General features: G+C 71.8%; 26 protein-coding genes and 2 pseudogenes. 9 read left to right on the top strand and 19 right to left on the bottom strand.

Annotation, left to right across the window (positions count from 1 at the left end; translation table 11 throughout):
• Positions 1 to 363 precede the first annotated feature (363 nt).
• Positions 364 to 981, top strand: coding sequence for an SCO3374 family protein (locus HUT19_RS22425; protein ID WP_254885714.1), 618 nt, complete (start codon positions 364 to 366; stop codon positions 979 to 981).
• A 5-nt stretch (positions 982 to 986) separates the two neighbouring features.
• Here HUT19_RS22425 and HUT19_RS22420 read toward each other — a convergent pair whose 3' ends face one another.
• The 10 genes from HUT19_RS22420 to HUT19_RS22375 all read right to left on the bottom strand — a co-directional run bounded on the left by HUT19_RS22420 (position 987) and on the right by HUT19_RS22375 (position 10009).
• Positions 987 to 1322 carry an Lsr2 family protein gene (locus HUT19_RS22420; protein WP_176182188.1) on the bottom strand — a complete coding sequence of 112 codons (336 nt, stop codon included), beginning with the start codon at positions 1320 to 1322 and terminating at the stop codon, positions 987 to 989.
• 220 nt (positions 1323 to 1542) lie between these two features.
• Complete coding sequence (locus HUT19_RS22415; protein WP_176182187.1) at positions 1543 to 2064, bottom strand: amino-acid N-acetyltransferase; 522 nt, start codon at positions 2062 to 2064, stop codon at positions 1543 to 1545.
• A gap of 22 nt (positions 2065 to 2086) precedes the next feature.
• A complete protein-coding gene (locus HUT19_RS22410; protein WP_176182186.1) occupies positions 2087 to 2482 on the bottom strand; it encodes a BlaI/MecI/CopY family transcriptional regulator in 396 nt (131 codons plus the stop codon).
• Between the two features lie 136 nt (positions 2483 to 2618).
• Positions 2619 to 2798 carry a hypothetical protein gene (locus HUT19_RS22405; RefSeq protein WP_176182185.1) on the bottom strand — a complete coding sequence of 60 codons (180 nt, stop codon included), beginning with the start codon at positions 2796 to 2798 and terminating at the stop codon, positions 2619 to 2621.
• Between the two features lie 123 nt (positions 2799 to 2921).
• Entirely contained in the window at positions 2922 to 3710 is a 789-nt protein-coding gene (locus HUT19_RS22400; RefSeq protein WP_254885712.1) for a hypothetical protein, read from the bottom strand.
• Between the two features lie 469 nt (positions 3711 to 4179).
• Positions 4180 to 4977: a type III pantothenate kinase gene (locus HUT19_RS22395; RefSeq protein ID WP_176182184.1), complete on the bottom strand. Its 798-nt coding sequence runs from the start codon at positions 4975 to 4977 to the stop codon at positions 4180 to 4182.
• A 3-nt stretch (positions 4978 to 4980) separates the two neighbouring features.
• A complete protein-coding gene (gene nadC / locus HUT19_RS22390; RefSeq protein ID WP_254886204.1) occupies positions 4981 to 5988 on the bottom strand; it encodes a carboxylating nicotinate-nucleotide diphosphorylase in 1008 nt (335 codons plus the stop codon).
• Positions 5989 to 6017: 29 nt separating this feature from the next.
• Positions 6018 to 7826 carry an L-aspartate oxidase gene (locus tag HUT19_RS22385; RefSeq protein WP_176182182.1) on the bottom strand — a complete coding sequence of 603 codons (1809 nt, stop codon included), beginning with the start codon at positions 7824 to 7826 and terminating at the stop codon, positions 6018 to 6020.
• A 141-nt stretch (positions 7827 to 7967) separates the two neighbouring features.
• A complete protein-coding gene (gene panC, locus HUT19_RS22380; protein ID WP_254886203.1) occupies positions 7968 to 8972 on the bottom strand; it encodes a pantoate--beta-alanine ligase in 1005 nt (334 codons plus the stop codon).
• 95 nt (positions 8973 to 9067) lie between these two features.
• The gene (locus tag HUT19_RS22375) at positions 9068 to 10009 is read right to left on the bottom strand and encodes a Rossmann-like and DUF2520 domain-containing protein (protein WP_176182180.1); all 942 of its coding nucleotides are present in this window, start codon (positions 10007 to 10009) and stop codon (positions 9068 to 9070) included.
• 148 nt (positions 10010 to 10157) lie between these two features.
• Between HUT19_RS22375 and HUT19_RS22370 the strand changes: the two are divergent.
• Together HUT19_RS22370 and HUT19_RS22365 are read left to right on the top strand one after the other, a co-directional pair.
• Positions 10158 to 11045: pseudogene (locus HUT19_RS22370) on the top strand (low specificity L-threonine aldolase); the annotation flags it as partial.
• A 14-nt stretch (positions 11046 to 11059) separates the two neighbouring features.
• Positions 11060 to 11923, top strand: coding sequence for a DUF5937 family protein (locus tag HUT19_RS22365; RefSeq protein WP_254886202.1), 864 nt, complete (start codon positions 11060 to 11062; stop codon positions 11921 to 11923).
• Between the two features lie 293 nt (positions 11924 to 12216).
• Here the strand turns inward: HUT19_RS22365 and HUT19_RS22360 are convergent.
• The 3 genes and pseudogenes from HUT19_RS22360 to HUT19_RS22350 form a co-directional block, all read right to left on the bottom strand.
• A pseudogene (locus tag HUT19_RS22360) lies at positions 12217 to 12414 on the bottom strand (quinone oxidoreductase); the annotation flags it as partial.
• Positions 12415 to 12523: 109 nt separating this feature from the next.
• Positions 12524 to 12730, bottom strand: a complete 207-nt coding sequence (locus tag HUT19_RS22355; RefSeq protein ID WP_254885711.1) for a DUF397 domain-containing protein — start codon at positions 12728 to 12730, stop codon at positions 12524 to 12526.
• 15 nt (positions 12731 to 12745) lie between these two features.
• Positions 12746 to 13609, bottom strand: a complete 864-nt coding sequence (locus HUT19_RS22350) for a helix-turn-helix transcriptional regulator (RefSeq protein WP_176182177.1) — start codon at positions 13607 to 13609, stop codon at positions 12746 to 12748.
• A 211-nt stretch (positions 13610 to 13820) separates the two neighbouring features.
• On the opposite strand from HUT19_RS22350, the gene HUT19_RS22345 reads away from it, so the two are divergent.
• The gene (locus tag HUT19_RS22345) at positions 13821 to 14273 is read left to right on the top strand and encodes an ATP-binding protein (protein WP_176182176.1); all 453 of its coding nucleotides are present in this window, start codon (positions 13821 to 13823) and stop codon (positions 14271 to 14273) included.
• Between the two features lie 112 nt (positions 14274 to 14385).
• Here the strand turns inward: HUT19_RS22345 and HUT19_RS22340 are convergent, their stop codons facing one another.
• A complete protein-coding gene (locus HUT19_RS22340; protein WP_176182175.1) occupies positions 14386 to 15681 on the bottom strand; it encodes a helix-turn-helix domain-containing protein in 1296 nt (431 codons plus the stop codon).
• Positions 15682 to 15872: 191 nt separating this feature from the next.
• Here HUT19_RS22340 and HUT19_RS22335 point away from each other — a divergent pair, with 191 nt between their 5' ends.
• Together HUT19_RS22335 and HUT19_RS22330 are read left to right on the top strand one after the other, a co-directional pair.
• Entirely contained in the window at positions 15873 to 16313 is a 441-nt protein-coding gene (locus HUT19_RS22335; protein ID WP_176182174.1) for a hypothetical protein, read from the top strand.
• A gap of 156 nt (positions 16314 to 16469) precedes the next feature.
• Complete coding sequence (locus HUT19_RS22330) at positions 16470 to 17144, top strand: trans-aconitate 2-methyltransferase (RefSeq protein ID WP_176182173.1); 675 nt, start codon at positions 16470 to 16472, stop codon at positions 17142 to 17144.
• Positions 17145 to 17177: 33 nt separating this feature from the next.
• Here the strand turns inward: HUT19_RS22330 and HUT19_RS22325 are convergent, their stop codons facing one another.
• Positions 17178 to 18158 carry a zinc-binding dehydrogenase gene (locus tag HUT19_RS22325; RefSeq protein ID WP_176182172.1) on the bottom strand — a complete coding sequence of 327 codons (981 nt, stop codon included), beginning with the start codon at positions 18156 to 18158 and terminating at the stop codon, positions 17178 to 17180.
• A 117-nt stretch (positions 18159 to 18275) separates the two neighbouring features.
• On the opposite strand from HUT19_RS22325, the gene HUT19_RS22320 reads away from it, so the two are divergent.
• Positions 18276 to 18638: a helix-turn-helix transcriptional regulator gene (locus HUT19_RS22320; protein WP_176182171.1), complete on the top strand. Its 363-nt coding sequence runs from the start codon at positions 18276 to 18278 to the stop codon at positions 18636 to 18638.
• Positions 18639 to 18656: 18 nt separating this feature from the next.
• Here HUT19_RS22320 and HUT19_RS22315 read toward each other — a convergent pair whose 3' ends face one another.
• Both HUT19_RS22315 and HUT19_RS22310 read right to left on the bottom strand, forming a co-directional pair.
• Positions 18657 to 19358: a response regulator transcription factor gene (locus HUT19_RS22315; RefSeq protein ID WP_176182170.1), complete on the bottom strand. Its 702-nt coding sequence runs from the start codon at positions 19356 to 19358 to the stop codon at positions 18657 to 18659.
• A 190-nt stretch (positions 19359 to 19548) separates the two neighbouring features.
• Positions 19549 to 20745 (bottom strand): sensor histidine kinase, encoded by a 1197-nt coding sequence (locus HUT19_RS22310; protein ID WP_176182169.1) that lies wholly within the window; start codon positions 20743 to 20745, stop codon positions 19549 to 19551.
• 133 nt (positions 20746 to 20878) lie between these two features.
• On the opposite strand from HUT19_RS22310, the gene HUT19_RS22305 reads away from it, so the two are divergent.
• Together HUT19_RS22305 and HUT19_RS22300 are read left to right on the top strand one after the other, a co-directional pair.
• Positions 20879 to 21916 carry an SAM-dependent methyltransferase gene (locus HUT19_RS22305; protein WP_254885710.1) on the top strand — a complete coding sequence of 346 codons (1038 nt, stop codon included), beginning with the start codon at positions 20879 to 20881 and terminating at the stop codon, positions 21914 to 21916.
• A 12-nt stretch (positions 21917 to 21928) separates the two neighbouring features.
• Complete coding sequence (locus HUT19_RS22300; RefSeq protein WP_176182168.1) at positions 21929 to 23071, top strand: NADH-quinone oxidoreductase subunit D; 1143 nt, start codon at positions 21929 to 21931, stop codon at positions 23069 to 23071.
• A 66-nt stretch (positions 23072 to 23137) separates the two neighbouring features.
• Here the strand turns inward: HUT19_RS22300 and HUT19_RS22295 are convergent, their stop codons facing one another.
• Positions 23138 to 24304 carry a hypothetical protein gene (locus HUT19_RS22295; protein ID WP_176182167.1) on the bottom strand — a complete coding sequence of 389 codons (1167 nt, stop codon included), beginning with the start codon at positions 24302 to 24304 and terminating at the stop codon, positions 23138 to 23140.
• Between the two features lie 138 nt (positions 24305 to 24442).
• A complete protein-coding gene (locus HUT19_RS22290; protein ID WP_176182166.1) occupies positions 24443 to 25402 on the bottom strand; it encodes an ABC transporter substrate-binding protein in 960 nt (319 codons plus the stop codon).
• Between the last annotated feature and the right edge of the window lie 34 nt (positions 25403 to 25436).

The raw sequence follows: 25436 nt of genomic DNA, 5'->3' as shown, positions 1-25436 counted from the left end.
CCGACAACCGTCCGGATCACCCCCGCTCGAGCGGGGCGAACAGCCACTAACGTCCTGCCCGAACAGCCGACAACTGCTCCAACCCGATGGTGCGAGACGATGTTCCCGCAGGCCAAGCCTCTACGCCCACCGCCAGTACGCCGATGGCGAACGCCGCTTCCGCCCGACACGCGGACCGCCCCTCCCACTAGGGATGTCTTACCCGCAAGGACGCGCACTCCATGCCGCGCGGGCTGGTTCCATCCGCTACGGGCGAACAACCTTGCGCCCCTTCGCCGGCCCCGCACCCCCCGGACCGCACACACAGCGCATTCGAGCACCCACGGAACGTAACCTTCATGAGGGCGGGCAGTTGCTCTGGGCATGATCTTCACCGCCAGGACCCCAGCGGTCCCGTCCGCCGCCCCGGCCACCGCCACCGCGCTCGGCCGTCCGGCCGCCCGGTCCCGGTGGTACGAGCGCGAGCTGGGCTGGCCGACGACCGGCAGCGAACCCGTCGAACTGCTCACGGGGGTGGCGTTCGACGTGCTGGAGCTGCCGGTCGCGGCCGGTTTCGCAATGCTGCGACGGGTACCGCGGACCGGTCCGGTCGCGGTGGAGGGCCCCTGGATGCGGCTGCTGGTGGCCGCGGGCAGCGCCGACGAACTGCCAGGGCTGCTCGACTGGCTGGAGTGGGGCGGGGTTCCCCTGGATCTGACCGCGCTCGGTGCGGGCGGCCGGATCACCGCTCCGTGGCCCACCTCTTCCTGGTCCCCGCCCGCGGCGCCGGGAGAACGGCGCCCGCAGGAGGCCGCCGTATGGCTGCGGCCTCCCGAGCCGGGGGGCGAAGTGGAGCCGACCCTGCCGAGGACAGGCTTCGGGGGCGATGGGGGCGCCCCCGATCTCGTGCGGCTCGTGGGTGCGGCGGCCACGGAGTGCCACCGTGCCCGGTTGCTGCGCGCCCGGCCGCTGCCCAGGCAGCGACGAGCCGGGGAAGGATGACGCGCTCAGGCGTTGGCCTTCTCGTATGCCTCGCGCACGGTCGCCGGAACGCGGCCGCGGTCGTTGACCTCGTAGCCGTTCTCCTTGGCCCAGGCGCGGATCTTCGCGGTGTCCTGACTGCCGCCGGCCGCCGCACGCGCCTTTCCGCGGCCACCGGAGGTCCGGCCACCAGTACGGCGGCCGCCCTTGGTGAACGGCTCCAGGGCGTCCCGGAGCCGGTCGGCGTTCGCGGTGGTGAGATCGATCTCGTAGCTCTTGCCGTCCAACGCGAACGTCACGGTCTCGTCCGCCTCGCCGCCGTCGAGATCGTCGACAAGAAGGACCTGAACCTTCTGTGCCATGAGGTTCCTTTCAGGGAAAGCGGGGGGTTCGGGGTGCGGCGTTGGCCGCTGATGTCTCACCCCCCAGGTAATTACACTACGAGGGAATAGCAAACCGCTTTTCCCGGAAAAACACAAACCCCCCGGGAAGGTTCGACCGATCCCACAAGCGGGAAGCCTGTAGGAAGCCGATGTTCCGGAGCTATGTGATAGGGGAGCGATTCGGACATAGGGCCCGCGATCACAGTTGCAGAAGCATCCGGCTGTTGCCAAGGGTGTTCGGCTTCACCCGTTCGAGACCCAGGAACTCGGCGACGCCCTCGTCATAGGAACGGAGGAGCTCGGTGTAGACATCCCCGTCGACCGGCGTCTCGCCGATCTCCACGAAGCCGTGGTTGGTGAAGAAGTCGACTTCGAAGGTGAGGCAGAAAATGCGCCGCACCCCCAGCCAGCGCGCTGTCTGCAACAGCTTGTCGAGCAGCAGGTGGCCTACACCACTGCCCTTGAGAGCGGGATGCACCGCGAGAGTGCGAACCTCCGCGAGGTCTTCCCACATGACGTGGAGTGCGCCGCAGCCAATGACCTCCGCGTCCTCGTCCCGCTCCGCGACCCAGAACTCCTGGATGTCCTCGTAAAGCGTCACGGTCGCTTTGTCGAGCAGGATGCGATCGTCCACGTAGGAGTCGATGAGGCGGCGCACGGCCCGCACATCGCTGGTCCGGGCTCGGCGGACGGTGACTACTTTTGATAGTGCGGAGGACATGCCCGGACGCTATCGCCCCGTGTCATCGCCCCGACTCACCGGGGCTCTCCCCGGGCTCCCCGAGTTGTGCGACGCGCATGGCGTCGCGCAGTGCATCTCGCTGCTCTTCGGACATCATCCCGAAGAACGCGACGAGGGCGGCCGCCGGGTTGTCACTGGCCGACCACGCCTCGTTCATCAGTGCGGCCGAGTAGGCGGCCCGGGTGGAGACGGCCGCATATCGATAGGCACGACCTTGAACCTCCCTGCGGAGCCAGCCCTTCTGATGGAGGTTGTCCATTACCGTCATGACCGTCGTGTAGGCGATCGAGCGTTCCCGTTGAAGGTCTTCCAGGACTTCCCGCACGGTGACCGGGCGGTTCCACTTCCACACCCGGGTCATGACCGCGTCTTCGAGCTCTCCCAATGGCCGAGGCACACCGTGAATAATAGTGGGAGATGTCCTGGATGTCGGGAGAGCCGCGCAGCAAAAGACGCACGTCCCGGGACGCGGTGCGTCCCGGGACGTGCAGGTCAGCCGTTGTGTGCGGGGTGTGGCCGCGGACCGGGTACGGTCAGGGCGCCTCGGACCCCGCGGCCCGGCGGTCCGCCTCGGCGCGCGCCAGCACCGCGTCCACCGCGGCGTCCTCCTTGGCCTTGTTGGCGCCGCCCTGGCTCTTCACCATCGTCACGATCAACGCGATGAAGGCCACGGCCATCACCACGGACGGGACCAGTGCGGAGATGTAATCCATGGCTCCCGGCCTCCTTCTGCTCGAGACCCCCAGATTACGCGGCGCGCCGCGGCCGCCCGGAGCCGGGGCGGCCGCGGCGGGGCCACGGGCGGAGGTGGATCAGCACCGGGGCTTCGGGGGCGGTCAGGCGGAAAGCACGGCGGCCGCGGGTCCGCCCTCCGCCCCGGCGACGGGTTCGGCGTCGGCGAGGAGCCGTGAGTCCTGCTCCGGCGGCGGTGAGGGGCGGCGCCGCTTGGGCGGGAAGACCTCCGCGGGCGTCGGCACGGGGCGTCCCGGACGCGGGGTGCCGCGGCCCGGCTCCTCACGTTCGGGCCCCTCGCGGTCGCCGCGGTCCGGCTCCGCGGGCTTCTTGCGCGGCTCCCGCTTGGGCTCGTCGGCGCTCCGCGCCGCGACCCCGCCCGGCAGGGCGCGCAGCCTCGCCGCCACGGGGCGGGGGCGGGGCCGCAGGGCGGTCACCGAACGCTCCGCGAGCCGGGCCCGCACACCCCGCTCGGCGACCCGCTCGCAGTGGCCCAGAAGCGCCCGCCGGCGCTCGGCCTCATCACCTCCGGCGGTCGTTCCGCACAGCGCGCGGAGGGCGGCCAGGTCCTCCGGGAGCGGCTCGTAACCGGCCGCCAGGGCGCCCTGGAGCTGCTCCAGATATCCGGCGGCGGCGCCGGGGAGGGCGGCGCGGTAGCGGGCGAGCTCGTCGAGCAGGAACGCTCGCAGCCGCCCGCCCTCGCGGACCGCTTCGTCCACTGCCTCGGCGAGGCGGAGACAGTCCTGGATCTCCTCCGTCCGGTCCGCGCCGAGGGGTCCGGGAGAGGGAGTGACGGGGTGGGGTTGGAGGGCGATGGCGAGGGCGCGTCGGAGCACACGCAGCTCATCCGCGCTGAACGCCATTCCGCCGCGAGATCCGTATGGCGTGGGCATGGGGCGACTTTAAGTGCTAAGCGGACAATTTTCGCGAAGCGCAGGGACATGCGGCGCGTTGCGGATCCGGTCCGTACCCCGGTGCGGACGATGCCGCAGGTGGGAGCGGGTACGGCACGGGGCGCGGGCCGGGGGCGCGTCCGGCGCGAGAAGGCGCGCGGCGGTGGACGGGGCCGGGAGCGGGCCCGGGATCCGGCGCCGGAGCGCGCCGGGGGACGGGCCGGGACACCCCGCGCCGGACCCTTCCGCGGGTTCCGCTTGTCAATACGGAATTCGAAGAGTTGTGTTTCCGCCGATCGTCGCTCGACGGATGGCCGAGAGCCATCGAAGCCCCGGAGAATTCGCCGGAGAGGTGCCGGACGGAGCCGGAATTCGGAATGACTCCGAGTTCGCAGGCGGCGACCGTGACGACCTATTCCACGGGCCGCCGCTCCCGGACCGGAGCCGGGGAGCGGCGCCCGTTTAGCGCTCAGCTCCGGGAGATGTTGCGCTCATAGACCAGCCTCAGGCCGATCAGAGTCAGCCAGGGCTCATGCTCGTCGATCACCGACGATTCACCGAGCACCATGGGGGCCAGCCCGCCGGTGGCGATGACCGTCACCTCCTCCGGGTCCTCCGCGAGCTCCCTCGCCATCCGCCGGACGATCCCGTCGACCTGGCCCGCGAAGCCGTAGAGGATGCCGGACTGCATCGCCTCGACCGTGTTCTTCCCGATCACGCTGCGCGGCCGGGCCAGCTCGATCTTGCGCAGCTGGGCGCCGCGCACCCCCAGCGCCTCGACCGAGATCTCGATACCCGGGGCGATCACCCCGCCCACGTACTCCCCGCGCGAGCTGACCGCGTCGAACGTGGTGGCGGTGCCGAAGTCGACCACCACGCAGGGGCCTTCGTACAGCTCGACGGCGGCCAGCGCGTTGATGATCCGGTCGGCGCCGACCTCCTTGGGGTTGTCCATCAGGATCGGCACACCGGTCTTCACCCCCGGCTCGACCAGGACGGACGGCACATCCCCGTAATAACGGCGGGTGACCTCGCGCAGTTCGTGCAGCACCGAGGGGACGGTGGCGCAGATCGAGATGCCCTCGATGCCGTCGCCCAGTTCCTCGCCCAGCAACGGATGCATCCCCATCAGGCCCTGGAGGAGCACGGCCAGTTCATCCGCGGTGCGGCGGGCATCGGTGGAGATCCGCCAGTGCTCGACGATCTCGTCACCGTCGAACAGCCCCAGCACGGTATGGGTGTTTCCGACGTCGATGGTCAGCAGCATGGGTCAGTGCACCTCGGCCTCGCGCAGGTCCAGGCCGATGTCGAGGATCGGGGACGAGTGGGTGAGCGCGCCGACCGCCAGATAGTCGACACCGGTCTCGGCGTACGTACGGGCGTTGGCGAGCGTCAGCCGGCCGGAGGACTCCAGGGCGGCGCGCCCCGCGACCAGCTCGACGGCCTGACGGGTCTGCTCCGGTGTGAAGTTGTCGAGCAGGATCAGATCCGCGCCCGCGTCGAGGACCGGCGGGATCTGGTCGAGGGTGTCGACCTCCACCTCGATCGGCAGCTCCGGGAACTCGGTGCGCACCGCGGTGAACGCCTGCGCCACCCCACCGGCGGCGACCACGTGGTTGTCCTTGACCAGCGCCGCGTCCGACAGCGACATACGGTGGTTGACCCCGCCGCCGCAGCGCACCGCGTACTTCTCCAGCGCGCGCAGCCCCGGCGTGGTCTTGCGGGTGTCGCGCACCTTCGTCTCCGTACCCTCCAGGGCGTCCGCCCAGGCGCGGGTCGCGGTCGCGACACCGGACAGACGGCACAGCAGGTTGAGCGCGCTGCGCTCGCCGGTGAGCAGATCGCGGGTACGGGTGCGCACGCTCAGCAGCTTCTGCCCGGCCTCGACCCGGTCGCCGTCCTCGACGTGCCGCTCGACCTCGAACGCGTCGGTGCAGACGACCGAGAGGATCGCCTCGGCGATCCGCAGCCCGGCGACGGTGCCCGCCTCCCGGGCGGTGAAGTCACCGGTGGCGACGGCGTCCTCGGGGATGGTGGCCACGGTCGTCACGTCCACGCCCTGGTCGAGGTCCTCCTCGATGGCCATATGGGCGATGTCCTCGACCTGGACCGGGTCGAGCCCGGCGAGGCTCAGCAGCGCGGTGAGATCGGGGTCGAGGCCGCACTCCATCGGGCCCAGCCCGTCGCGCTCGGCGGTGGCACCGTCACAGCCGCACGCGTCACCGCAGCCGGCCGCGTCCTCGTTGGCCAGGTGGAGCGGTAGCGGCGGGAGGGGCACTGGCTGTCGGCGGTCGTCGGAGGTGCTGCTCACGGCTGGGACTCCGTCTCGGTTCGAGGGGTGGGTGGGGCGACCGCGGGGCGGGCGGGAACGGGGAACGACGCGGAGTCCGTCGTACGGACGTCGAGGGAGCCGCCGGGCCGCAGGGTGACCAGCAGATGGCGGCGCCAGGCGACGTCGTCCCGCTCGGGCCGGTCCTCACGCCAGTGGCAGCCGCGGGTCTCCTCCCGGCGCAGGGCGGCGGCGACGAGTACCCGGGCGACGAGGAGGAGGTTGGTGGCCTCCCAGGTCTCGACGCCGGGCTCGGCCGTCTTGCCGTCGCGCCGCAGCTCGTCCGCGGCCTCGTCCCGGATCCGGTCCAGCCGCTCGGCGGCACGGGCCAGACTCTCGGCGGAACGGATCACCCCGGCCCCGGTGGTCATGATCCGCTGAATCGCGTACCGCGCCTCGGAGGGCAGCAGCGGCGAGGCGGTGTCCGCGGCCGGCCGCGCGGAGGCGTGCGGCCCGGACACGGTCGGCTCGGGTGGCGCGGCCGGTACGGCGGTGATGTCCGCCGCGATGCGCTCGGCGAAGACCAGGCCCTCCAGCAGGGAGTTGGAGGCCAGCCGGTTCGCGCCGTGCACTCCGGTGCAGGCGACTTCACCGCAGGCGTAGAGCCCCGGTACCGAGGTGCGCCCGCGCAGATCGGTGCGCACGCCGCCGCTCGCGTAGTGCGCGGCGGGGGCGACCGGAATGGGCTCGGTCAACGGGTCGATGCCGTGCGCGCGGCAGGCGGCGAGGATGGTCGGGAAGCGCCGCTCCCACATCCGCGCCCCGAAGTGGCGGGCGTCCAGGTACATGTGCTCGGCGCCCTGCTCGAGCATGCGCCGCAGAATGCCCTTGGCCACGATGTCGCGCGGGGCCAGCTCGGCCAGCTCGTGCTGACCGCGCATGAAGCGCACCCCGTCGGCGTCGACGAGATGCGCGCCCTCGCCCCGCACCGCCTCCGAGACCAGCGGCTGCTGGCCCTCGGCCTCCGGGCCCAGCCACAGCACCGTGGGGTGGAACTGCACGAACTCCAGGTCGGAGATCTCCGCCCCGGCCCGCAGCGCCAGCGCCACCCCGTCGCCGGTGGACACCGCCGGGTTGGTGGTCGCGGCGAAGACCTGGCCCATCCCGCCGGTCGCGAGGACGACCGCGGCCGCGCGCACCGCGCCCACGCCGTCCCGCTGGCCCTCGCCCATGACATGCAGGGTGACACCGGACGCCCGGCCGGACGCGTCCTTCAGCAGATCCAGCACCAGGGCGTTCTCGACGGTGTCGATCCCCGCCGCGCGCACCGCGTCGACCAGGGCCCGGGAGATCTCCGCACCGGTCGCGTCGCCGCCCGCGTGGGCGATCCGGGAGCGGTGGTGGCCGCCCTCGCGGGTCAGCAGGATCTCGCCGGTGCTCTCGTCGGCGTCGAAGCGGGCGCCGGTGGCGATGAGCCGGCGCACCGCGTCGGGGCCCTCGGTGACCAGGGCCCGGACCGCCTGCTCGTCGCAGAGCCCGGCGCCCGCGACGAGGGTGTCGTCGAGGTGCTGCTCGGGGGTGTCCCCCTCGCCCAGCGCCGCCGCTATGCCTCCCTGGGCCCAGCGGGTGGAGCCGTCGTCGAGCCGGGCCTTGGTGACCACGGTGACCTTCGCCCCGGCGGCGGCGCAGCGCAGTGCGACGGTCAGCCCGGCGACCCCGGAGCCGACCACCACCACATCGGCCTCGGTGGCCCAGCCGGGGGCGGGGGCGCGCAGTGCGGCGACGGACGCGGGGGCGGGGGCGCCGGGCCGCGGCGGCTCGTCGTGTCGTATGGCATCGGGCGTCATCGGGCGCTCCATGGGGCCGCGAGGACTCCGCCCGGGCACACACCGGGCGGACTCGGGCAGACAGCGGGCGGAGGGGACATCGGGCACATCATCAGGCTTGCCTCGCTGGGTCGTTCGGTACGCATCCCCCGAGCCGCCGCCTCATCGGGCGGCTCCGAACCACAGGCGGATGTTGTCGATCAGACGGGTGGTGCCGATCCTGGCGGCGACGGCCAGGACCGCTTCGCCGGTGTGGTCGTCGGGGACCTCGGAGAAGTCCACCGGGTCGATGAGCCCGACGTAGTCGAGCACGAGGGGCGGTTCGAAGCCGCTCGCCTCGTCGAGCACCGCGCGCGCCGCGGCCCGCACCGCCGCGGGCGAGGTGACAGCCGTGAGCCCGTCCGGCACGCCCGCGTACGCGGGGGCAACGGACCGCCCGGGTGCCCACGGCCCGCGCGGCCGCCGCGGAGCGCCCGGCGCATCCGGCGTCGGCGGACAGTCCTGCGCGCCGTCGGCCGCCGGAGCTTCGGTGGCCGGCGCCTCGGCGCCCGCGCCGCGGCCCGCCGCCGGCACACCCGCGTCCCGCCCGGCGAACAGCGCCCGCGACAGAGCCAGCGCGGTGCGCCGCTCCTCCGCCGAGAGGTAGCGGTTGCGGCTGGAGAGGGCGAGGCCGTCGGCCTCCCGGACGGTCGGCACACCGACCACCTCGACCGGGAAGTTGAGATCGTCCACCATCCGGCGGATCAGCGCGAGCTGCTGTGCGTCCTTCTCGCCGAAGAACGCCACATCCGGGCGGGTGAGATGGAGCAGCTTGGCGACGACGGTCAGCATCCCGTCGAAGTGGCCGGGGCGGGACGCGCCCTCGTACCGCTCGCCCAGCGGCCCCGCGGCGAGCCGGATCAGCGGCTCACCGCCCGGATACACCTCGTCCAGGCGCGGGGCGAAGACGATGTCGGCGCCCGCCGCGGCCGCGACCTCCAGATCCGCGTCGAGGGTGCGCGGATAGCGGTCGAGGTCCTCGCCCGCGCCGAACTGCAGCGGGTTCACAAAGACGGTGACGGTCACCAGGCCCTTGGAGCCGACCCGGGCGCGGGCGGCGCGGATCAGCGAGGCGTGGCCGTCGTGCAGCGCGCCCATGGTCATCACCACGGCGGTCCGCCCCGCCACGGCGAAGTGGGCGAACGCGACGTCGTAGTCGGAGCGGCGGGTGTACAGCTCGACGTCCGGCTCACCGGGTCCGGCCTTGGTCCACAGCCTCGGGCTCACGATCCCGTCCCTCCCCGGCCCGGCCCCGGTACGTCCGAGACATCCGACAGAACGCCCAGCAGGTCTTCCGCCAGCTCCGGCTTGAGCAGGCCGTGGGCGAGCGCGCGGTCCGCCGTCGTACGGGCCATCGCCAGATATCCGGCGACCGCCTGGGGGGCGTGCCGCCGCAGCTCGGCGACATGGGCCGCGACCGTGCCCGCGTCGCCGCGCGCGACCGGGCCGGTGAGTGCGGCGTCCCCGCTGCGCAGGGCGTTGTCCAGCGCGGCGCCGAGCAGCGGGCCGAGCATCCGGTCGGGGGCGCCGACCCCCGCGCCGCGCAGCAGCTCCATGGCCTGGGCGACCAGCGTGGTCAGGTGGTTGGCGCCGATGGCCAGCGCCGCGTGGTAGAGCGGGCGGGACTCCTCCTCGATCCACTCGGGCTCGCCGCCCATCTCGATCACCAGCGCCTCGGCCGCCAGCCGCAGCTCCTCGGGGGCGGTGACGCCGAAGGAGCACCCCGCGAGGCGCTGGACGTCGACCGAGGTGCCGGTGAAGGTCATCACGGGGTGCAGCGCGAGCGGCAGCGCTCCGGCCCGCAGCGCGGGCTCCAGCACCCCGACGCCGTACCGCCCCGAGGTGTGCACCAGCAGCTGGCCGGGGCGCACCGCGCCGGTCTCGGCCAGCCCGGCGACCAGCTCGGGCAGGGCGTCGTCGGGGACGGTGAGCAGCACCAGCTCGGCCCGCGCCAGCACTTCGGCGGGCGGTACGACGGGCACTCCGGGAAGCAGATCGGCGGCCCGGCGCACGGAGGCGTCGGAGACACCGGAGGCGGCGACGGGGCGGTGCCCGGCCAGGCGCAGCGAGGCGGCGAGGGCCGGGCCGACGCGGCCCGCGCCGACGACCCCTACGGTGAGCCGTGCAGGGCGGTCCTGCGGCTCGGGAAGTGGTTGTGCGTTCACGCGACAGCGGCCTTCCGTTCCAGTCCTCAGGGGGTACCGGACGATTCCCCGCCATGCTACGCGAGTGTTTCCACGCGGCCCGGCCGCGTCCCCAGCCCTGTGGAAAACCGTGTGGTCCCGGGGACGCCGGCTGCGCCATCATCGGCCCATGGCGGAGAGCGCGCGGGACGACGGCGGTGACGACGGCGGGACGGAGCGGGACGGGAGCGGCGCGGAGCGGGACACCAGCGGCGCCGAGGGGGCCGAGCGGGCGGCCCGGGACCGCAGGCGCACGGCCTGGCGCGCGTCGGAGCGGACCCTCGCCCGCGGTGCGGCGGAGGCCCGGATCGGTGAGGGGCTGGCCCGGCTGACGGCCGAGCCGCCCGCCGGATACGACCCGGACGCCTGGGTGGACCTCTACGGCGACGGGATCGTGGAGGAGCTGGAGCGGCGGGTCGCCGGAGTGCTCGGCACGGAGTCCGCGGCGTTCTTCCCCACCGGCACCATGGCCCAGCAGATCGCGCTGCGCTGCTGGGCGGGGCGCACCGGCAACCCCCTGGTGGCGGTGCATCCGCTGGCGCATCTGGAGGTGCACGAGCGGGACGCGTATCTCACCGTGAGCGGACTGCGCGCGGTGCGTCCGACGACCGAGCCGCGGCTGCCCACCGCCGAGGAGATCCGCGACCTCGACGAGCCCTTCGGCACCCTCGCCCTCGAACTGCCGCTGCGCGACGCGGGCTTCGTACTGCCCTCGTGGGACGAGCTGGTGGCCGTCGTGGAAGCCGCCCGGGAGCGGGACGCGGTGGTGCACTTCGACGGGGCCCGGCTGTGGGAGTCCACCGTCCACTTCGGCCGTACGCTGCCGGAGATCGCGGCCCTGGCGGACACGGTGTACGTGTCCTTCTACAAGTCGCTCGACGGCATCTCGGGGGCCGCGCTGGCGGGGCCCGAGAGCCTGATCGCGGAGGCGAAGGCATGGCGGCACCGGTACGGCGGCACGCTGTTCCAGCAGTGGCCCGCCGTGCTCAGCGCGCTGGCCGGGCTGGACCGCGAGGTCCGGCCCGCTGCGACCTGCTGCTCCCGGCCCGTCCCGGGGCCACGCTCGACGAGGAGCTGGACGCGCTGGACCGGATCGACGACGAGACGTATCTGACGGCGGTCTTCGAGATCACCTGCTCCAGCTCGTACACCCGGTGCAGGCAGTCGCCGCTGGTCGACGCCGGCGAACGGGCGCGGGTCCGCGAGATGGCCGCGGCCCGTGGCCCCCGGCAGGCGGCGTTCGCCGACCGGATGCTGGACGACCCGGACGGGCTGCGGGTCTGGCTGCGACGGCTGCTGGAGGACTGCCGGCAGGCGTTCTTCGCCGACACCTGGCAGCGGGTGGGGATCCAACTGGCCGCCGACGCCCGCCACAAGTCCGAGCTGCTCCAGCGCAAGGGCCTGGCGGAGGCGCTGACCGCGGCGTCGGCCGCGCTGTCGCTGTCCGAGGACGGCGACCGTGTCCTGGTCGACAAGCTGGCCGCCGGGCGGACGACGGCTTCGGACGACGGCCTCACCCTCATCCCGACCGCCTTCGGCTGGCCGCATGTGACCGTTGTGTACGCACCCGGCTGGCATCCGGTGATCCAGTACCCGGTCGCCTCGCCCGAACTCCCCGCGCCCGCGGCCCTGGAGCTCGTCCAGCGCCGGATGGAGGCCCTGTCCCACCCGATGCGGATGCGGCTGTGCCGCACCCTCGCGCGTGGACCGCACACCACCGGTGAGCTGTCCGAGGCGTACGGCATCACGCCCCCGGAGGTCTCCCGCCACATCGGCGTCCTCAAGAAGGCCGGTCTGCTCACCACCCGCCGCCGCGGCCGCTACGTCCTCCACCAACTGGAACTGACGGCGGTGTCCCGCCTGGGCACCGACTTCCTGGAATCGGTCCTCCGCTGAGGGATGCCGGAACCCGGCCGGTGGCCGGGGACGTCCGTACACGCTGACGCACACGTGTCCGCGCACGGCGGAAACAGCCCGCCGCGCGGACCAGCACCAGCCCGCAGACGCGGCGCCGCTCGCGGGCCGCCCACTACCCGTACCCCCGTGCGGGCATCCGCGCGGGGAGCATCCCCTCCCCCGGGCTGGAGCCGGGTGGCCCTGGGCACCCGCCCGAAGGCGGAGCCAAGACGCTCCCGGCACGAGCCGTCGCCACCCCACGGGGGCCGGCGCGCCCCGTTCGCCGCCCGGGGTCAGGCGTCCGCGACGCGGAGCAGGAGCTTGCCCGTGGTGGTGCGGGTTTCGATGAGGCGGTGCGCCTCGGACGCCTCGGCCAGGGGGAATTCGGCGGTGACGAGGCGGCCGAAGACGGTGAGAGCGTCCAGGGTGCGGCGGAGCGCGTCACCGCCAGCCCGGTCGAGCGCGAGGCCCACCCCGCGTCCGCCGGTGGCCGGTGGGGCATTGGCCGCGTCCGGATACCCCGCACGAGCCCCCGGCCACGAAGCGAGCTCCGGGGGCTACACCTCACGACCTTGACGTGGGGGCCGGGTAGTAATCACCTCAGGCTGAGGGGAGTTCGCCGACCTTCAGCGCCCTTATGAACGAGGCCCACGCATCCGCCTCGAACACAAGGCAGGGGCCAGCAGATGCCTTGCTGTCACGAACGGGCACAACGTCCGCGACTCCGTCGGCGACTTCGACGCACTGACCGTTGGCACTGCTGTAACTGCTCTTCCGCCACACAACCTCGGAGAAGTCGTACTGCACTACGAACACCTCCTCTCAATCTCTCATACCTGCAACCTTAGCCAGCAGATCAGCACTTTCGTTCGGTCCCACCGCCACGGCTTGCAGGTGCTCGAACATGGACTTGTAGCGCCGGATCTCCGTCTCAGACTCCAGGAAGAGATCGCCTGCTGGAGTGTCCACGTAGACCAACTCCGGGTCCGCAGGGTCCGGGAAGTCCATGTGCACGAAGCTGCCGGGCATACCTGCATGCGCTCCCTTGTCGAACGGGATCACCTGAAACGTGACATGGGGCTCTTCCATGAGCCGGAGCAGGTGCCGCGTCTGCTCCTGCATCACCTTGCGGCCGCCGACCGTGCGCCGGATGGCCGCCTCATCGACGATTGCCCAGAGTTGGAGCGGGTGCTCCTTGCTGAGCAACGCCTGTCGTTCCATCCGAGCCTGGACTCGCTGCTCCACCTGCTTGTGGCTGGCCGCCGCCCAAACACCTTTGACCACCGCGCGGGCGTAGGGCTCTGTCTGGGCAAGGCCGGGAATGAACAGCGACTCATAGTTGCGCACCGTCCGGGCCTCGGCCTCGAACCCGATGTAGGCAGCGTATTCCTCAGGCAACTCCGAGTGATACGGGCGCAGCCAGCCCTGGTCGTTGGACCCGCTCTGTACGGCCAGGAGGTCTGACCGCTGCGCCTCGGTTGCCTCATAGAGGTCCAGTAGGGCAAGCAATGTCCGCTTCTGCGGTCGGGCACGCGCCTTCTCGATGCGATACAGCGTCGCTGCGTTGATCCCCTTCTTCTCCGTGACCTCGTCGCGCGTCAGCCCGGCGGCAGAACGAAGTCGGCGCAGCTCAGCGGCCAGCCGTCGAAGTCTGACGGTTGGCGGATGGTGTCGCTTGTCCGACACGTGCGGTCCCTTCAGTGGCTCGGTGGTATCCGCGAGTGTGAGTGACCCTCAGGCCACAACTCAACCCAGTTCGAACACACGGCAGTAGTTCGCAATGCTTGCGTTCTCATGGTCTGCAAGAGCATGCTATGCCTACTACCGCTGAGCGTTCCACTTTGGTTACAGAGTGCAGCTCTTGGCTCTCCGTCATCTGAGCCCGAGGAGATGAGCCATGCCCACAAACGCCTTACCAGCAGGAACAGCGCCGCTCGCATCCACGCAGACCGTGACGCATCAGCTCCCTCGACACCGCCGCAGCGTCGGCCGCGCCCGCGAAGCTCTCCGCCATCAGCTCGCGAACTGGCACATCGGTGCCGACATCACGGAAAGCGCAACCTTGTTGCTTTCCGAGCTCACGACCAACGCCATCAACGCGAAGACGACGCGCGGCCGAGAGATCGGAGTCCGGTTCGTACTGACCGGCCTGGAGTTGCGCATTGAGGTCTCAGACACGAACGACGAGCAGCCAACCTTGAAGCACGCCGAGGACGATGATGAATCCGGCCGGGGGCTGGCTCTCGTGGACTCATTGGCCGACCGCTGGGGCGTTGAACCGCGCGATGCGGTGGGCAAAGTCGTGTGGGCTCTCTTGGTGCTGCCGGAGGGGGATACGTCACATCGATGACGCAGGAGACTCCGCTTGGAATTGCACGAGGCCGACGTGCAGGCGAAGCACCTGGCTGACCAGTTGCCCCTAGAGGAGCGCTCTCCAGCCTGGTTTCAAGAGGCAGTCGGCGTCAACTGCGACTTTGGGTCGCCGCGGCAAGCTCACGCACGCCGCTCACTCGTGAGTGTCGTGTGGATAGGTCATGGACGATCCGCCGAATGGCCGGGCGATCGCGAACTTCCCCGGGGCAGACGCGCAGGGCGGAATGCAAGGCGTTGGCCGTCTGCTCCGGCTTGCCCCACTGCCACCATGCACGGCCGAGATCGGTATACATCCGCCCCTTGCGCTCAGCAGTGGGGAACTGGTCCGGGTGCAGCGCCTGGCCTGCCTGGATGGCGGAACCAGCGTCTCCCAGCGCCCAATGAACGCTGACCTCGTAGAGGGCGACGATTGCGGGTGTGATGGGGAACAGATGTCCCGCCGGGACATGCTGGGGGAGTCCGCGCGCGGCTCGCGACGCCTCCCGGATCATGGTCAGTGCCTGATCTCGTTCACCGCCCCGCGCCGCCGTGTACGAGGTGGTACAGAGCATCTGAGCGTAGGCCGCCGACTGACTCGTCGCCGTCAGCCCCGTGGCCTCGACCCGGGCGGCAGCGCTAAGGATCAAGCGTTGCGCGGCGCCGGGCTGCTCCTGGTGACGCAGGACGATACTGAGTTCCCGCGTGGCAGCAGCGGCGGCCAGCGGGGAGCCGGAGAGTTCCGCATAGACCACGGCTCGGTCCGCGGTGAGGCGGGCCCGGTCGTAGCAACCGATCTTGATGAGGAGCTGGGCGGCCAGGCTGTAGCACGATGAGAGCTGGGCATGCGCCAAGTCCGTCCGAGCCCGGGAGACGTCATGAGCGTCGCCGAGAAGCCCTGGCAGCGCTGCCAGAAGGTCGGTGTGCCTGCCCGCGTCGAAGAGAGACCGCGCCCGCGCAAGACGGGCGTCGAGCGGTACCGCCGAGCCAGTCGGGGCTGGCGTGATCGCTAAGGCATCGTCCACGCCGGTGAGGAACTGGGCGGGGGCCACCAGCCCGGCGGCCGCGAGCAGTGTCCGGCGGCGCATGGGGTCCTCCTTGGCGCAACGTGGACCATCGGCCGCCACTCTAGTGGCTTGGAGCAGGTTCAATCCGAGCGCCGCACCCAAGACGTGCGGCGGCATGCCCACCTCTTGGGCAGCTCGTTGTAGGAGCCGTAAGTCAGCAGCGTTTCTGCCGCGTTGTTCCATCCGGGAAACCGTGGAAGCCGAGCAGCCGAGACGCGCCCCGAGGTCGGCTTGCCGCCATCCCCGAGCGACTCGGCCCACACGGATGAGCCCTCCGGGGTCGCGATGGTTGATGAGCGTTCGGGCCATGGTAGAAGTCCATAGCGGGTCCATAGTGCGCATCGCGCCTCCCACCGGCTAGGGCCGGACCGATCCACGTTAGCGAGCACTCGGAGGGGTGTCGACGGCGCATGCAGGACCTGCAAAGGGCGTGCGTCGACGGGTAGTTGATCCCTGCTCACGGTCTCCCGATGGTGTCCTCCGAGTGCGACCCGCTCTCGGCAGCAGGGCCCGAAGACACCATGGAGGCAGGCATGACAGCACCGGCGGAAACCAGGGTCCGAGACCCTAGGGACTATGTGAAGCGCGAGGTGTGGGACCGAGAGATCCAACTGCTGATGCGGGACCACCCCGTGGATGAGCTGATGGCCAACCGGCTGTTCGGTGCGGCGGTCTCATATCTGATCACGGCTATGGAGAAGTGGGGCCAGGGACTGGAGATGTGCTGCGGCCGCCTGGTCGACCTCGCAGTCCACGTCTTCATCCTGGACACCAAGAACTACCGCGAGTTCTGCGCGGACAATTTCGGCGGCAGGTTCCTGGAGCACATCCCGGAGATCGAGTTCAAGTACGACGGCTCGGTTGAGCGCACCGCACAGATCATCGCGGACGCAGGCTTCGACGTGGACTGGAAGCTCTGGGAGCGGGACTACGGCAAGTGTGGTCCATGCAGTCCGGGGGCGAACTGCCACTGATCCGACTCGGTTGGGCCCGGGGGCGTCACGGACGCTCCCGGGTCTCCTCGTGTGCCATCCGGGTGAAGTGGTGCCATCCGCCAACGCGCTGGAGCGGGCCTCGATACGGTGTCCGGCTTGAGGAACACCGGTCACTTCACCCTCCCGAGGAGCCTCATGCCCCATGCGCCGATGACAAGGGCCGAGTACTGGGACAAGTACAAGCCCTGCAAGTCCGAGGGCACCCAACCCGCGCCGCGGGCGGACCGGTTCGACTGGACGCAGTACCCCGGACACGGGCCGGGGGCCGAAGTCCTCGAAGACCCCCACCGCGCATTGGAGCTGGGTCCGGCGGAGGGCAAGGAAGCCGCCCATCTGGCCCGTCAGGGCGTCGATGTGACCGGCATCGACTTCTCCCTTGTCCAGGTCGCGCGGGCCCGGGCCTGGTGGCACGACACCCCTGGGCTGTCCTTCGTCCACGCCGAAGCCTGCGCCTACCTCGCGTCGACCCCTGCGGAGTACGACGCCATCTATTCGGTATGGGGGGCCGTATGGTTCACGGACCCGGAGGACCTGTTTCCGTACGTCTTGAAGCGATTGGCTCCCGGCGGCGTCTTCGCGTTCTCACACGCCGAACCTGTCACCGGTTCCTACGGTCCGCAGCAGATGCGCGGCAAGTGGCTTGAAGGGCGGGAGCGCGAGCTGACGGTCCTCCGCTGGCAGTACGCCCCGGAGATGTGGGCCGACATCCTCAAGCGGCACGGCTTCACCGACATCGACGCCCACGTCCTCAAGGCTCCGGAACCGGGGAGCCTGGGCACGCTCATGGTCCGTGCCCACGTTCCCGCGTAACGAGGCTCGGGACGACATCGCCCGCCCCCGGGCTCAGACGCCCGCCGCGCGGAGCAGCAGCTTGCCCGTGGTGGTGCGGGTTTCGATCAGGCGGTGGGCCTCGGGCGCCTCGGACAGGGGGAATTCGGCCGTGACGGGCAGTTCGACCTTGCCCTCCGCCACCGGGCGGAAGGCGCGCTCCGCCAGGGTGCGCAGGGCCCGCGGGTTCTCGGCCGCGAGGTTGAGGATGGACAAGCCGGAGACCGTACGGGCGCCCGTGTACAGCTCGCCCGGACCGGCCTGCCAGGGCGCCTCACCGCTCGCGTTGCCGAACGACACCAGGCGGCCGAAGACCGCGAGGGCGTCCAGGGTGCGGCGGAGGGTCTCGCCGCCGACCGGGTCGAGGGCGAGGTCCACCCCGCGCCCGTCCGTGGCCCGGCGGACATCCTCGGGGAAGCCGTCGCCGACGAACACCTCGTCGTAGCCGTACTTCAGCGCCTCCTCGGCCTTCTCCCGCCGGGAGACCACACCGTAGACCCGCCCGGCCCCGGCCAGCCGGGCCAGCTGTCCGGCCACCGTGCCGACGCCGCCCGCCGCGCCCTGGACGAGGACGGTCTCGCCCTCGCGGATCCGCCCCACCTCGTGCAGCAGGGCGTGGGCGGTGGGCACCACGGTCGGCAGGGTGGCCGCGGTGCGCAGCGAGACGCCGTCCGGCAGGGGGAATACGGTCTCGGCGGGTACGGCCACGACCTCGGCGTACGCCCCCGACTTCATGAACGCGGCGACCTCCTGGCCGACCCGCAGCCCGGTGACGCCCTCCCCCACCGCGCGGATCCGGCCGGACGCGTCGAGGCCCGGGGTGAAGGGGAAGCCGGAGACGCGGTAGCCGACGGAGCGGGCCTTGATGTCCGCGAAGTTGATGCCCGCGTAGGCGACCTCGACGGTCACCTCGCCGGGCGCGGGCGACGGTTCCGCCACCTCGACGAGGCGCAGCACCTCCGGCCCGCCGAGCTCCTCCACCACGACCGCACGCATGTCGGACCCCTCTTCCGCCTAGACTGTTCAATCAATAGCGAACAACCGAGAGTGTACGCATTTCATCGAACACTCGGCAAGGGCGCTCGCGGGAGCAGGAGACGGCAGAGGAGAGCGATGAGCCAGCGGAGCCACCGGGCCGCGCCCGAGCACACCCACCCCGACGACGTCCCCGTGCTGACCGCGCTCGCGGCGCTCGCCGATCCGGTGCGGATCCAGCTGGTCCGCGAACTGGCCGGGGCGGCCGACTGGGAGCGCACCTGCGGCACCTTCGACGTACCGGTGGGCAAGGCAGCGCTCAGCCACCACTTCTCGGTGCTGCGCGCGGCCGGGCTGATCGAGCAGCGCGACGCGGGACCGAAGCGGGTCAACCGGCTGCGGCGGCCGGAGTTCGACAAGCGCTTCCCGGGCCTGCTGGACCTGGTTCTGCGCGACCAAGCGCCCGGCCAGGCGCCCGACCGCGCGTCAGGGCCCGCCTGACCGGCGGGGAGGGCTCCGTCACGCCCGCGGGCCGCCCGCCCGGATCAGCCCCGACTCGTACGCCATCACCACCACCTGCACCCGGTCGCGCAGCTCCAGCTTGGTCAGGATGCGGCCCACATGGGTCTTCACGGTGGCCTCGGACAGCACCAGCCGCGCCGCGATCTCCCCGTTCGACAGCCCCTGCGCGACCAGCATCATCACCTCGCGCTCGCGCTCGGTCAGCCGCCCCAGCTCCGGCCGGGCCGCACCGCCCGCCCCGCCGCGTCCGCCGCCCGCGTCCCCCGCGCCCGGCAGCATCGGCGCGAAGCGGTCCAGCAGCCGCCGGGTGGTGCTGGGCGCCACGACCGCGTCCCCGCTGTGCACCGCGCGGATCGCCGCGAGCAGTTCGCCCGGCGGTACGTCTTTGAGCATGAAGCCCCCGGCCCCCGCCTTGAGCGCGGAGAAGGCGTACTCGTCGAGGTCGAAGGTGGTCAGGATGAGCACCTTCGGGGCGTCGTCCCGCTCACATATGCGCCGGGTCGCCTCCACCCCGTCCAGCTTCGGCATCCGGACGTCCATGAGGACAACGTCCACCTCCGTGGAGCGCAGCGCCTCCAGGGCCTCCACACCGTCGCCCGCCTCGGCGACGACCTCCATATCGGGCTGGGCCGCGAGCACCATCCGGAAGCCGGTGCGCAGCAGCACTTGGTCATCGACGAGCATGACGCGGATCGACATCTCCGGTCGGTCCCTTCCCTCGGGCCTGTGACACGGCACCAGCTGGTCCCGCACGGGCGAATCTATGCCGATGTGTGGTGGGTGTTCGCCTGGTCCGGCGTTCCGGCGTTCCGGCGTTGCGGCGGACCGCCCCGCGGACCGACGGCGTTCCGTGGACCCGGCCCCGGACCGTCGCCGCCCGGCGGCCCGCTCAGCCGGTCGGCTTCAGCGGCAGCAACGCGCTGACCCGGAAGCCGCCGCCCGGCCGCGGACCCGCGTCGAGCGTGCCGCCCACCATGCCGACGCGCTCCCGCATTCCGATCAGCCCGTGCCCCCGGCCGTCGGCCCCGCCGTCCTCGTACATCTCGCGCTGCGAGCCCCGTCCGTCGTCCTCGACCAGCAGACCGAGCCCGTCGTCGAAGTAGGTGATGCGCACACTCGCGCCGACGTCGGGGCCGCCGTGCTTGCGGGTGTTGGTCAGCGCCTCCTGGACGATGCGGTACGCGGTCAGCTCCACACCGCTGGGCAGCTGGCGCGGGCTGCCCACGACCTTGAAGTCCACCGGCAGCCCGGCGCCCCGCACCTGCTCCACCAGCTCGTCGATCTGCTCGACGTCCGGCTGCGGCACATAGTCGCTCTCCTCGCCCGGCTCCCCGGTGCGCAGCACCCCCAGCAGCCGCCGCATCTCGGCGAGCGCCTGGCGGCCGGTGCCCGAGATCGTCTCCAGTGCCTGCCGGGCCTGCTCGGGCGAGGCGTCGAGGACGTACGCGGCGCCGTCCGCCTGGACCACCATCACCGACACGTTGTGCGCGACGACATCGTGCAGCTCCCGGGCGATCCGGGCCCGCTCGGCGGCCACCGCCACCTTCGCCTGCGCCTCCCGCTCCTTCTCCAGCCGGGCGGCGCGCTCCTCCAGCTGGGCCCAGTAGGCGCGGCGGGTGCGCATCGAGTCGCCGAGCACCCAGGCCAGCACGAACGGAATGGTGACGAAGATCGTCGAGACGAGGGCCTGCCCTCCGGTCTGCCGCTCGTCGGGCCAGCGCAGGGCCGCCAGGGCCGTCGCGCTGAACGCCCCGGCGAGGGCGAAGCGGGAGAAGCCGCGCGACGCGTTGGCCGCCGCGTTGTAGACGATCAGCAGCAGGGCGAGATTGGCCGGGTTCGGCCCGAGGTCCAGCAGGAGCTGGACGACCCCGCAGGCGGTGGCCAGCACCAGCATCTTCTCGGGGGCGCGGCGGCGCAGCGCCACGGTCGTGCACAGGGCCAGGATCACCGGCACCCCGGCCATCCGGGGCTCGGTCCCCAGGGACGCCTCCGCGTACCAGAGCATGCCGACGCCGAAGAGGAGGACCGCCCAGAAGGTGTCCACCCCTGTCGGGTGACGGCGGAGAAAATCGTAGAGGCGCTGCACGTCACCCAGCGTAGGCACGGTGGATACCCTGACGGGTCAGACCGACGGGCGATCCGTGCCGCCGCCTCCTACTCCGGAAGGTGGACACGGCTCCGTTTCGGACTCCGTCCAGCGTGGCGTCTAGCGTGACGGTGTGGCGAACGACATGGGCGAATGGCGGGGGTGGCGCGTCGCGGCCGAAGCGGCCCTGTACGGAGCGAAAGGCTTCTTCCGGCGTGCGGAAGGACCGGCCGGGCACTTCCGGACCTCGGTGCATGCCTCGCCCCTGTACGCGCGGGCCGTCGCGGAGCTGCTGGGCCGGGTCGACGAGGCGCTGGGGCGGCCGGAGGAACTGGCGCTGGTGGACATGGGCGCGGGCCGCGGCGAGCTGCTGACCGCCGTCCTCGCCCTGGCGCCCGGGATGCCGCACGGGCGGGCGGCGCGGCTGCGGCTCTACGCGGTGGAGCGGGCGGCGCGTCCCGCCGGGCTCGACGGCCGGATCGCGTGGCACGACACCCCTCCGGAGGGGGCGACGGGGCTGCTCTTCGCCAATGAATGGCTGGACAACGTCCCGGTGGACATCGCCGAGACCGACGCCGACGGGGTACCGCGCCGGGTCGAGGTCAGCGTGGCGGACGGCACCGAACGGCTCGGCCCGCCGGTGCGCGGCGCCGACGCCGACTGGCTGGCCCGCTGGTGGCCCCTGGACGGCGCCGAACCGGGCAGCCGCGCCGAGCTCGGCCGCCCGCGCGACGAGGCGTGGGCGCGGGCCGTGGCCTCCCTGCGGGCGGGGCTCGCGGTCGCCGTCGACTACGCCCACGAACGCGCGGCCCGTCCGCCCTTCGGCACCCTCACCGGGTTCCGCGACGGCCGCGAGGTGCGGCCCGTCCCCGACGGCTCGTGCGATCTCACGGCACACGTCGCGCTGGACGCGTGCGCGGCCGCGGCGGGCGGGGAGCCGCCCCCGCGGCTGCTGTCGCAGCGGGAGGCGCTGCGCGCCCTGGGCGTCGACGGCGGCCGGCCCCCGCTCTCCCTGGCCTCCCGGGACCCGACGGCGTACGTCCGGGCGCTCAGCGCCGCGGGCGAGGCGGCGGAGCTGACCGATCCGGCGGGGCTGGGCGCCTTCGGCTGGCTGCTCCAGCCCGTGGGCCCCGCGTGCGCGGGCCCCGGCGGGCCGCTCGGGGCGAGCTGACAGACTGGTCCCATGACGGAGACGACAGTCGGCATCGGCGGCGCCGCGGAGAGCACCGACATGGTGCTCAACATCGGCCCTCAGCACCCCTCCACCCACGGAGTGCTACGGCTGCGGCTCGTCCTGGACGGGGAGCGCATCGAGCACGCCGAACCGGTGATCGGCTATATGCACCGCGGCGCCGAGAAGCTCTTCGAGGCGCGCGACTACCGCCAGATCATCATGCTCGCCAACCGCCACGACTGGCTCTCCGCCTTCTCCAACGAGCTGGGCGTCGTCCTCGCCGTGGAGCGGATGCTCGGCATGGAGGTCCCCGAGCGCGCGGTGTGGACCCGCACGCTGCTCGCCGAGCTGAACCGGATGCTCAACCATCTGATGTTCCTCGGCTCGTACCCGCTGGAGCTGGGCGGGATCACCCCGATCTTCCACGCGTTCCGGGAGCGCGAGGACCTCCAGCACGTCATGGAGGAGATCTCCGGCGGCCGGATGCACTACATGTTCAACCGGGTCGGCGGCCTCAAGGAGGACCTCCCGGCGGGCTGGCTCGGCCGGGCCCGACAGGCCGTGGCCGAGGTGCGTTCGCGGATGGACGTCTACGACCGGCTGGTGCTCGGAAATGAGATCTTCCGCGGCCGCACCCGCGGGATCGGCACCCTGAGCCGTGAGGCGGTCCACGCCTACGGGGTCAGCGGACCGATCGCGCGCGGCTCGGGCGTCGACTTCGATCTGCGGCGCGACGAGCCGTACCTGGCCTACGGGGAGCTCCAGGACACCCTGAAGGTGGTCACGCGCCAGGAGGGCGACTGCCTCGCCCGCTTCGAATGCCTGCTGGAGCAGACCCACAACTCCCTGGAGCTGGCCGACGTCTGTCTGGACCGGCTCGCCGAGCTGCCGCCGGGGCCCATCAACCAGCGGCTGCCCAAGGTGCTCAAGGCGCCCGAGGGCCACACCTACGCCTGGACCGAGAACCCGCTCGGCCTCAACGGCTACTACCTCGTCTCCAAGGGCGAGAAGACGCCGTACCGGCTGAAGCTCCGCTCGGCCTCGTACAACAACATCCAGGCTCTGACGGAGCTGCTGCCGGGCACGCTGGTCGCCGACATGGTGGCGATCCTGGGCTCGATGTTCTTCGTCGTCGGCGACATCGACAAGTAGCGGGCACGTAGCGGGCGGCCGAGGAGCGGCGCGGCCGCCACGGAGGCGGCCGCCGCCCCTCACGGATCACGAGATCGCGCTGCGCAGCTCCGCGATCTCGATCTGCTCGGTCTCGTCGTGCGCCGTCAGGTCGATGACCTCGCCCTCGGCGTCCTTCTCGGTCTCGGCCATCGTCTCCGCGCCGATCACATCGGCGAGGTCCTCCTCGTCCGCCGCGCCGGCGGCGGACGCGGCGGAGGCGGATGCGGCGGCCTCCGGCCCGGACTTCTGGGACCGCTGCTTCTTCGGGTGCTTCTTCTGGGTGCCGAAGTAGTCGAAGCCGGACTCGGTACGGGCCGCGGCCCGGCGGGCGGCGGCGTAGGGCACCACCGCCGAGGCGACCGTACGGGCGTGGCTGCGCGGCTCCGGCGGGCCGTCACGCTCGTCGGCCGCCGGGGACTTCCCCGGCGCGGCGGCACCGTCCTTGTCCCGGTTCTCGCCCCGGTCGCCCGGGCCGTCCCCGGCCCCGTCCCGCTCCGCGGTGTCCTGGTCGGCGGACGACCGCTGCCGCTCCCGCTCCTCCTGCTGGCGCCGCGCGTTGGGCACCAGCCTGCCCAGCGCCTCGTCGGCCTTGGCGTACGCCTCGGCGGTGGGCGCGGCGGTGGCGGGGGATGCGGCGGCGTCGGACGACTCGGCCGCCGCGGCCGTCTCGGCACCGCCGGACTCCGCGGACTCGCCGGACTCGCCGGAGTCGACAGGCTCGGAGGACGGTCCCGCCGCCAGCTCCGGCGCCGGGGTCGCCGCCTCCAGCGCGAGCCGTCGGCGGCCCTCCAGGGCGCTGGCGCGCTCGGTCTCGGCCGTGGCGTACCGGCGCAGCAGCTCGGCGTGCTCATTGCGCAGCCGGGCCAGTTCGGCCCGCTTGGCCCGCAACTTGGTGTTGAGCGCGGTACGGAGCTCGGCCGACTTCTCGGCGTCCGCCTCGAGGTCCGCGATCCGCTCCTCGTACTTCAGCTCCTGGCGTGCGGTCTCGCTCGCGGCCTCCGCGACCCGCCGACCGGCCGCGCGGTCCCAGCGGCGCATCAGCACCGCTCCGACGACCGCCGCGGCCGCCGCGGTCGCGACGAGCCCACGGATCACGACCGTATCGCCGACCAGCCAGGCACCGCCGGCGCAGGTTATCGAGGCGCCTGCGACCGACAGCGGAGTGAGGAGCCTGTGCAGCGGTGGGGATTGGCGGTGGCGTCCACGTGGCATGGCCCGAAACTTACCTTGCGGAGGGGTCGCTTGGGTGCCCGCCGGGCCAGATCTGTTGTCAATCCGTTGACAAATACGGCCGGACCGCCGGGCTGGGCCCGCCCGGGCGGGGGCGGCAACTCCCCGGCGGTTGTACTCCTACTTCACCAGCCCCTTGTCCTTGAGGTAGTCGTCGGCGACCTCCCCCGGCTTGAGCCGCTCGGCGTCGACCTTCTTGTTGAGTGCGGTGAGATCGGCGGTCGTCAGTACGGCGCTCAACTTGTTCAGCGTGTCGGCGATCTTCTTCGATCCCGCGGACTTCGCATTCACCACCGGAAGCACGTTGTCGGCGTTCTGGAGATTCTTGTCGTCGTCCAGCAGGACCAGACCGAACTGGTCGAGGGTGGCGTCCGTGGTGGTGGTCAGGAGCATCTCGTCCTTGCCGTCCTTGACCGCCTGCTTGGCCTGGACGCTGCCGATGTCCAACGGGTCGATACCGGCGACATCGATGCCGTAGGTCTTCTCCAGACCCGGCTGGCAGAACGGCCGCTTCGGACATTCGTCGCCCGCCGCCAGCGTCACCTTCTGCTTGGACTTCCCCAGGTCGGAAAGGGTTTTGAGATGGTGCTTCCTGGCGAAGTCCGCGGTGACGGCGAACGCGTTCTGGTCCACCGCCTTACCGGGCTCGAGCACCTTCAGCCCGCGCGGTTCGGCCAGCTTCGTCAGCGCCGCCACCGTGTCGTCGACGTCCGAGGAGGCCACCGGCTTCGCATTCGGCCCGTTCTTCTTCTGGTTGAGGAATTCGGCGAGCGTCGCCGCGTACTCCGGGACCACATCCATCTGGCCCTTCTCCAGGGCCGGTTCATAGAGCTCGCGGGTGTCGACCGTCTTGATCGTGGTGGAATACCCCGCGTCCTCCAGAAGTCCCGCGTACAACGCGGCGAGGACCTTCGATTCGGCGAACGCGGCGGTTCCGATCACCAGTGAGCCCTTGCCCGGTTTCCCGGAGCTGTCACCGCCGCCGGACTTCTCCAGGCTGTCGCCGCCGCAGGCGGTCAGACCGGCCGCCAGCGCCATGACACCCGCCGCGGCTCCCACCACCCGATAGATCTTGCTCATGGGTTCCCCATCCATTGTTTTCCGGACGTTCTCC

Origin of the sequence: Streptomyces sp. NA02950, from assembly GCF_013364155.1 — a bacterium.
Classification (GTDB): Bacteria; Actinomycetota; Actinomycetes; order Streptomycetales; family Streptomycetaceae; genus Streptomyces.
The sequence above is the reverse complement of the archived record's forward strand: the minus strand, read 5'-3'. Positions and strand labels throughout refer to the sequence as shown.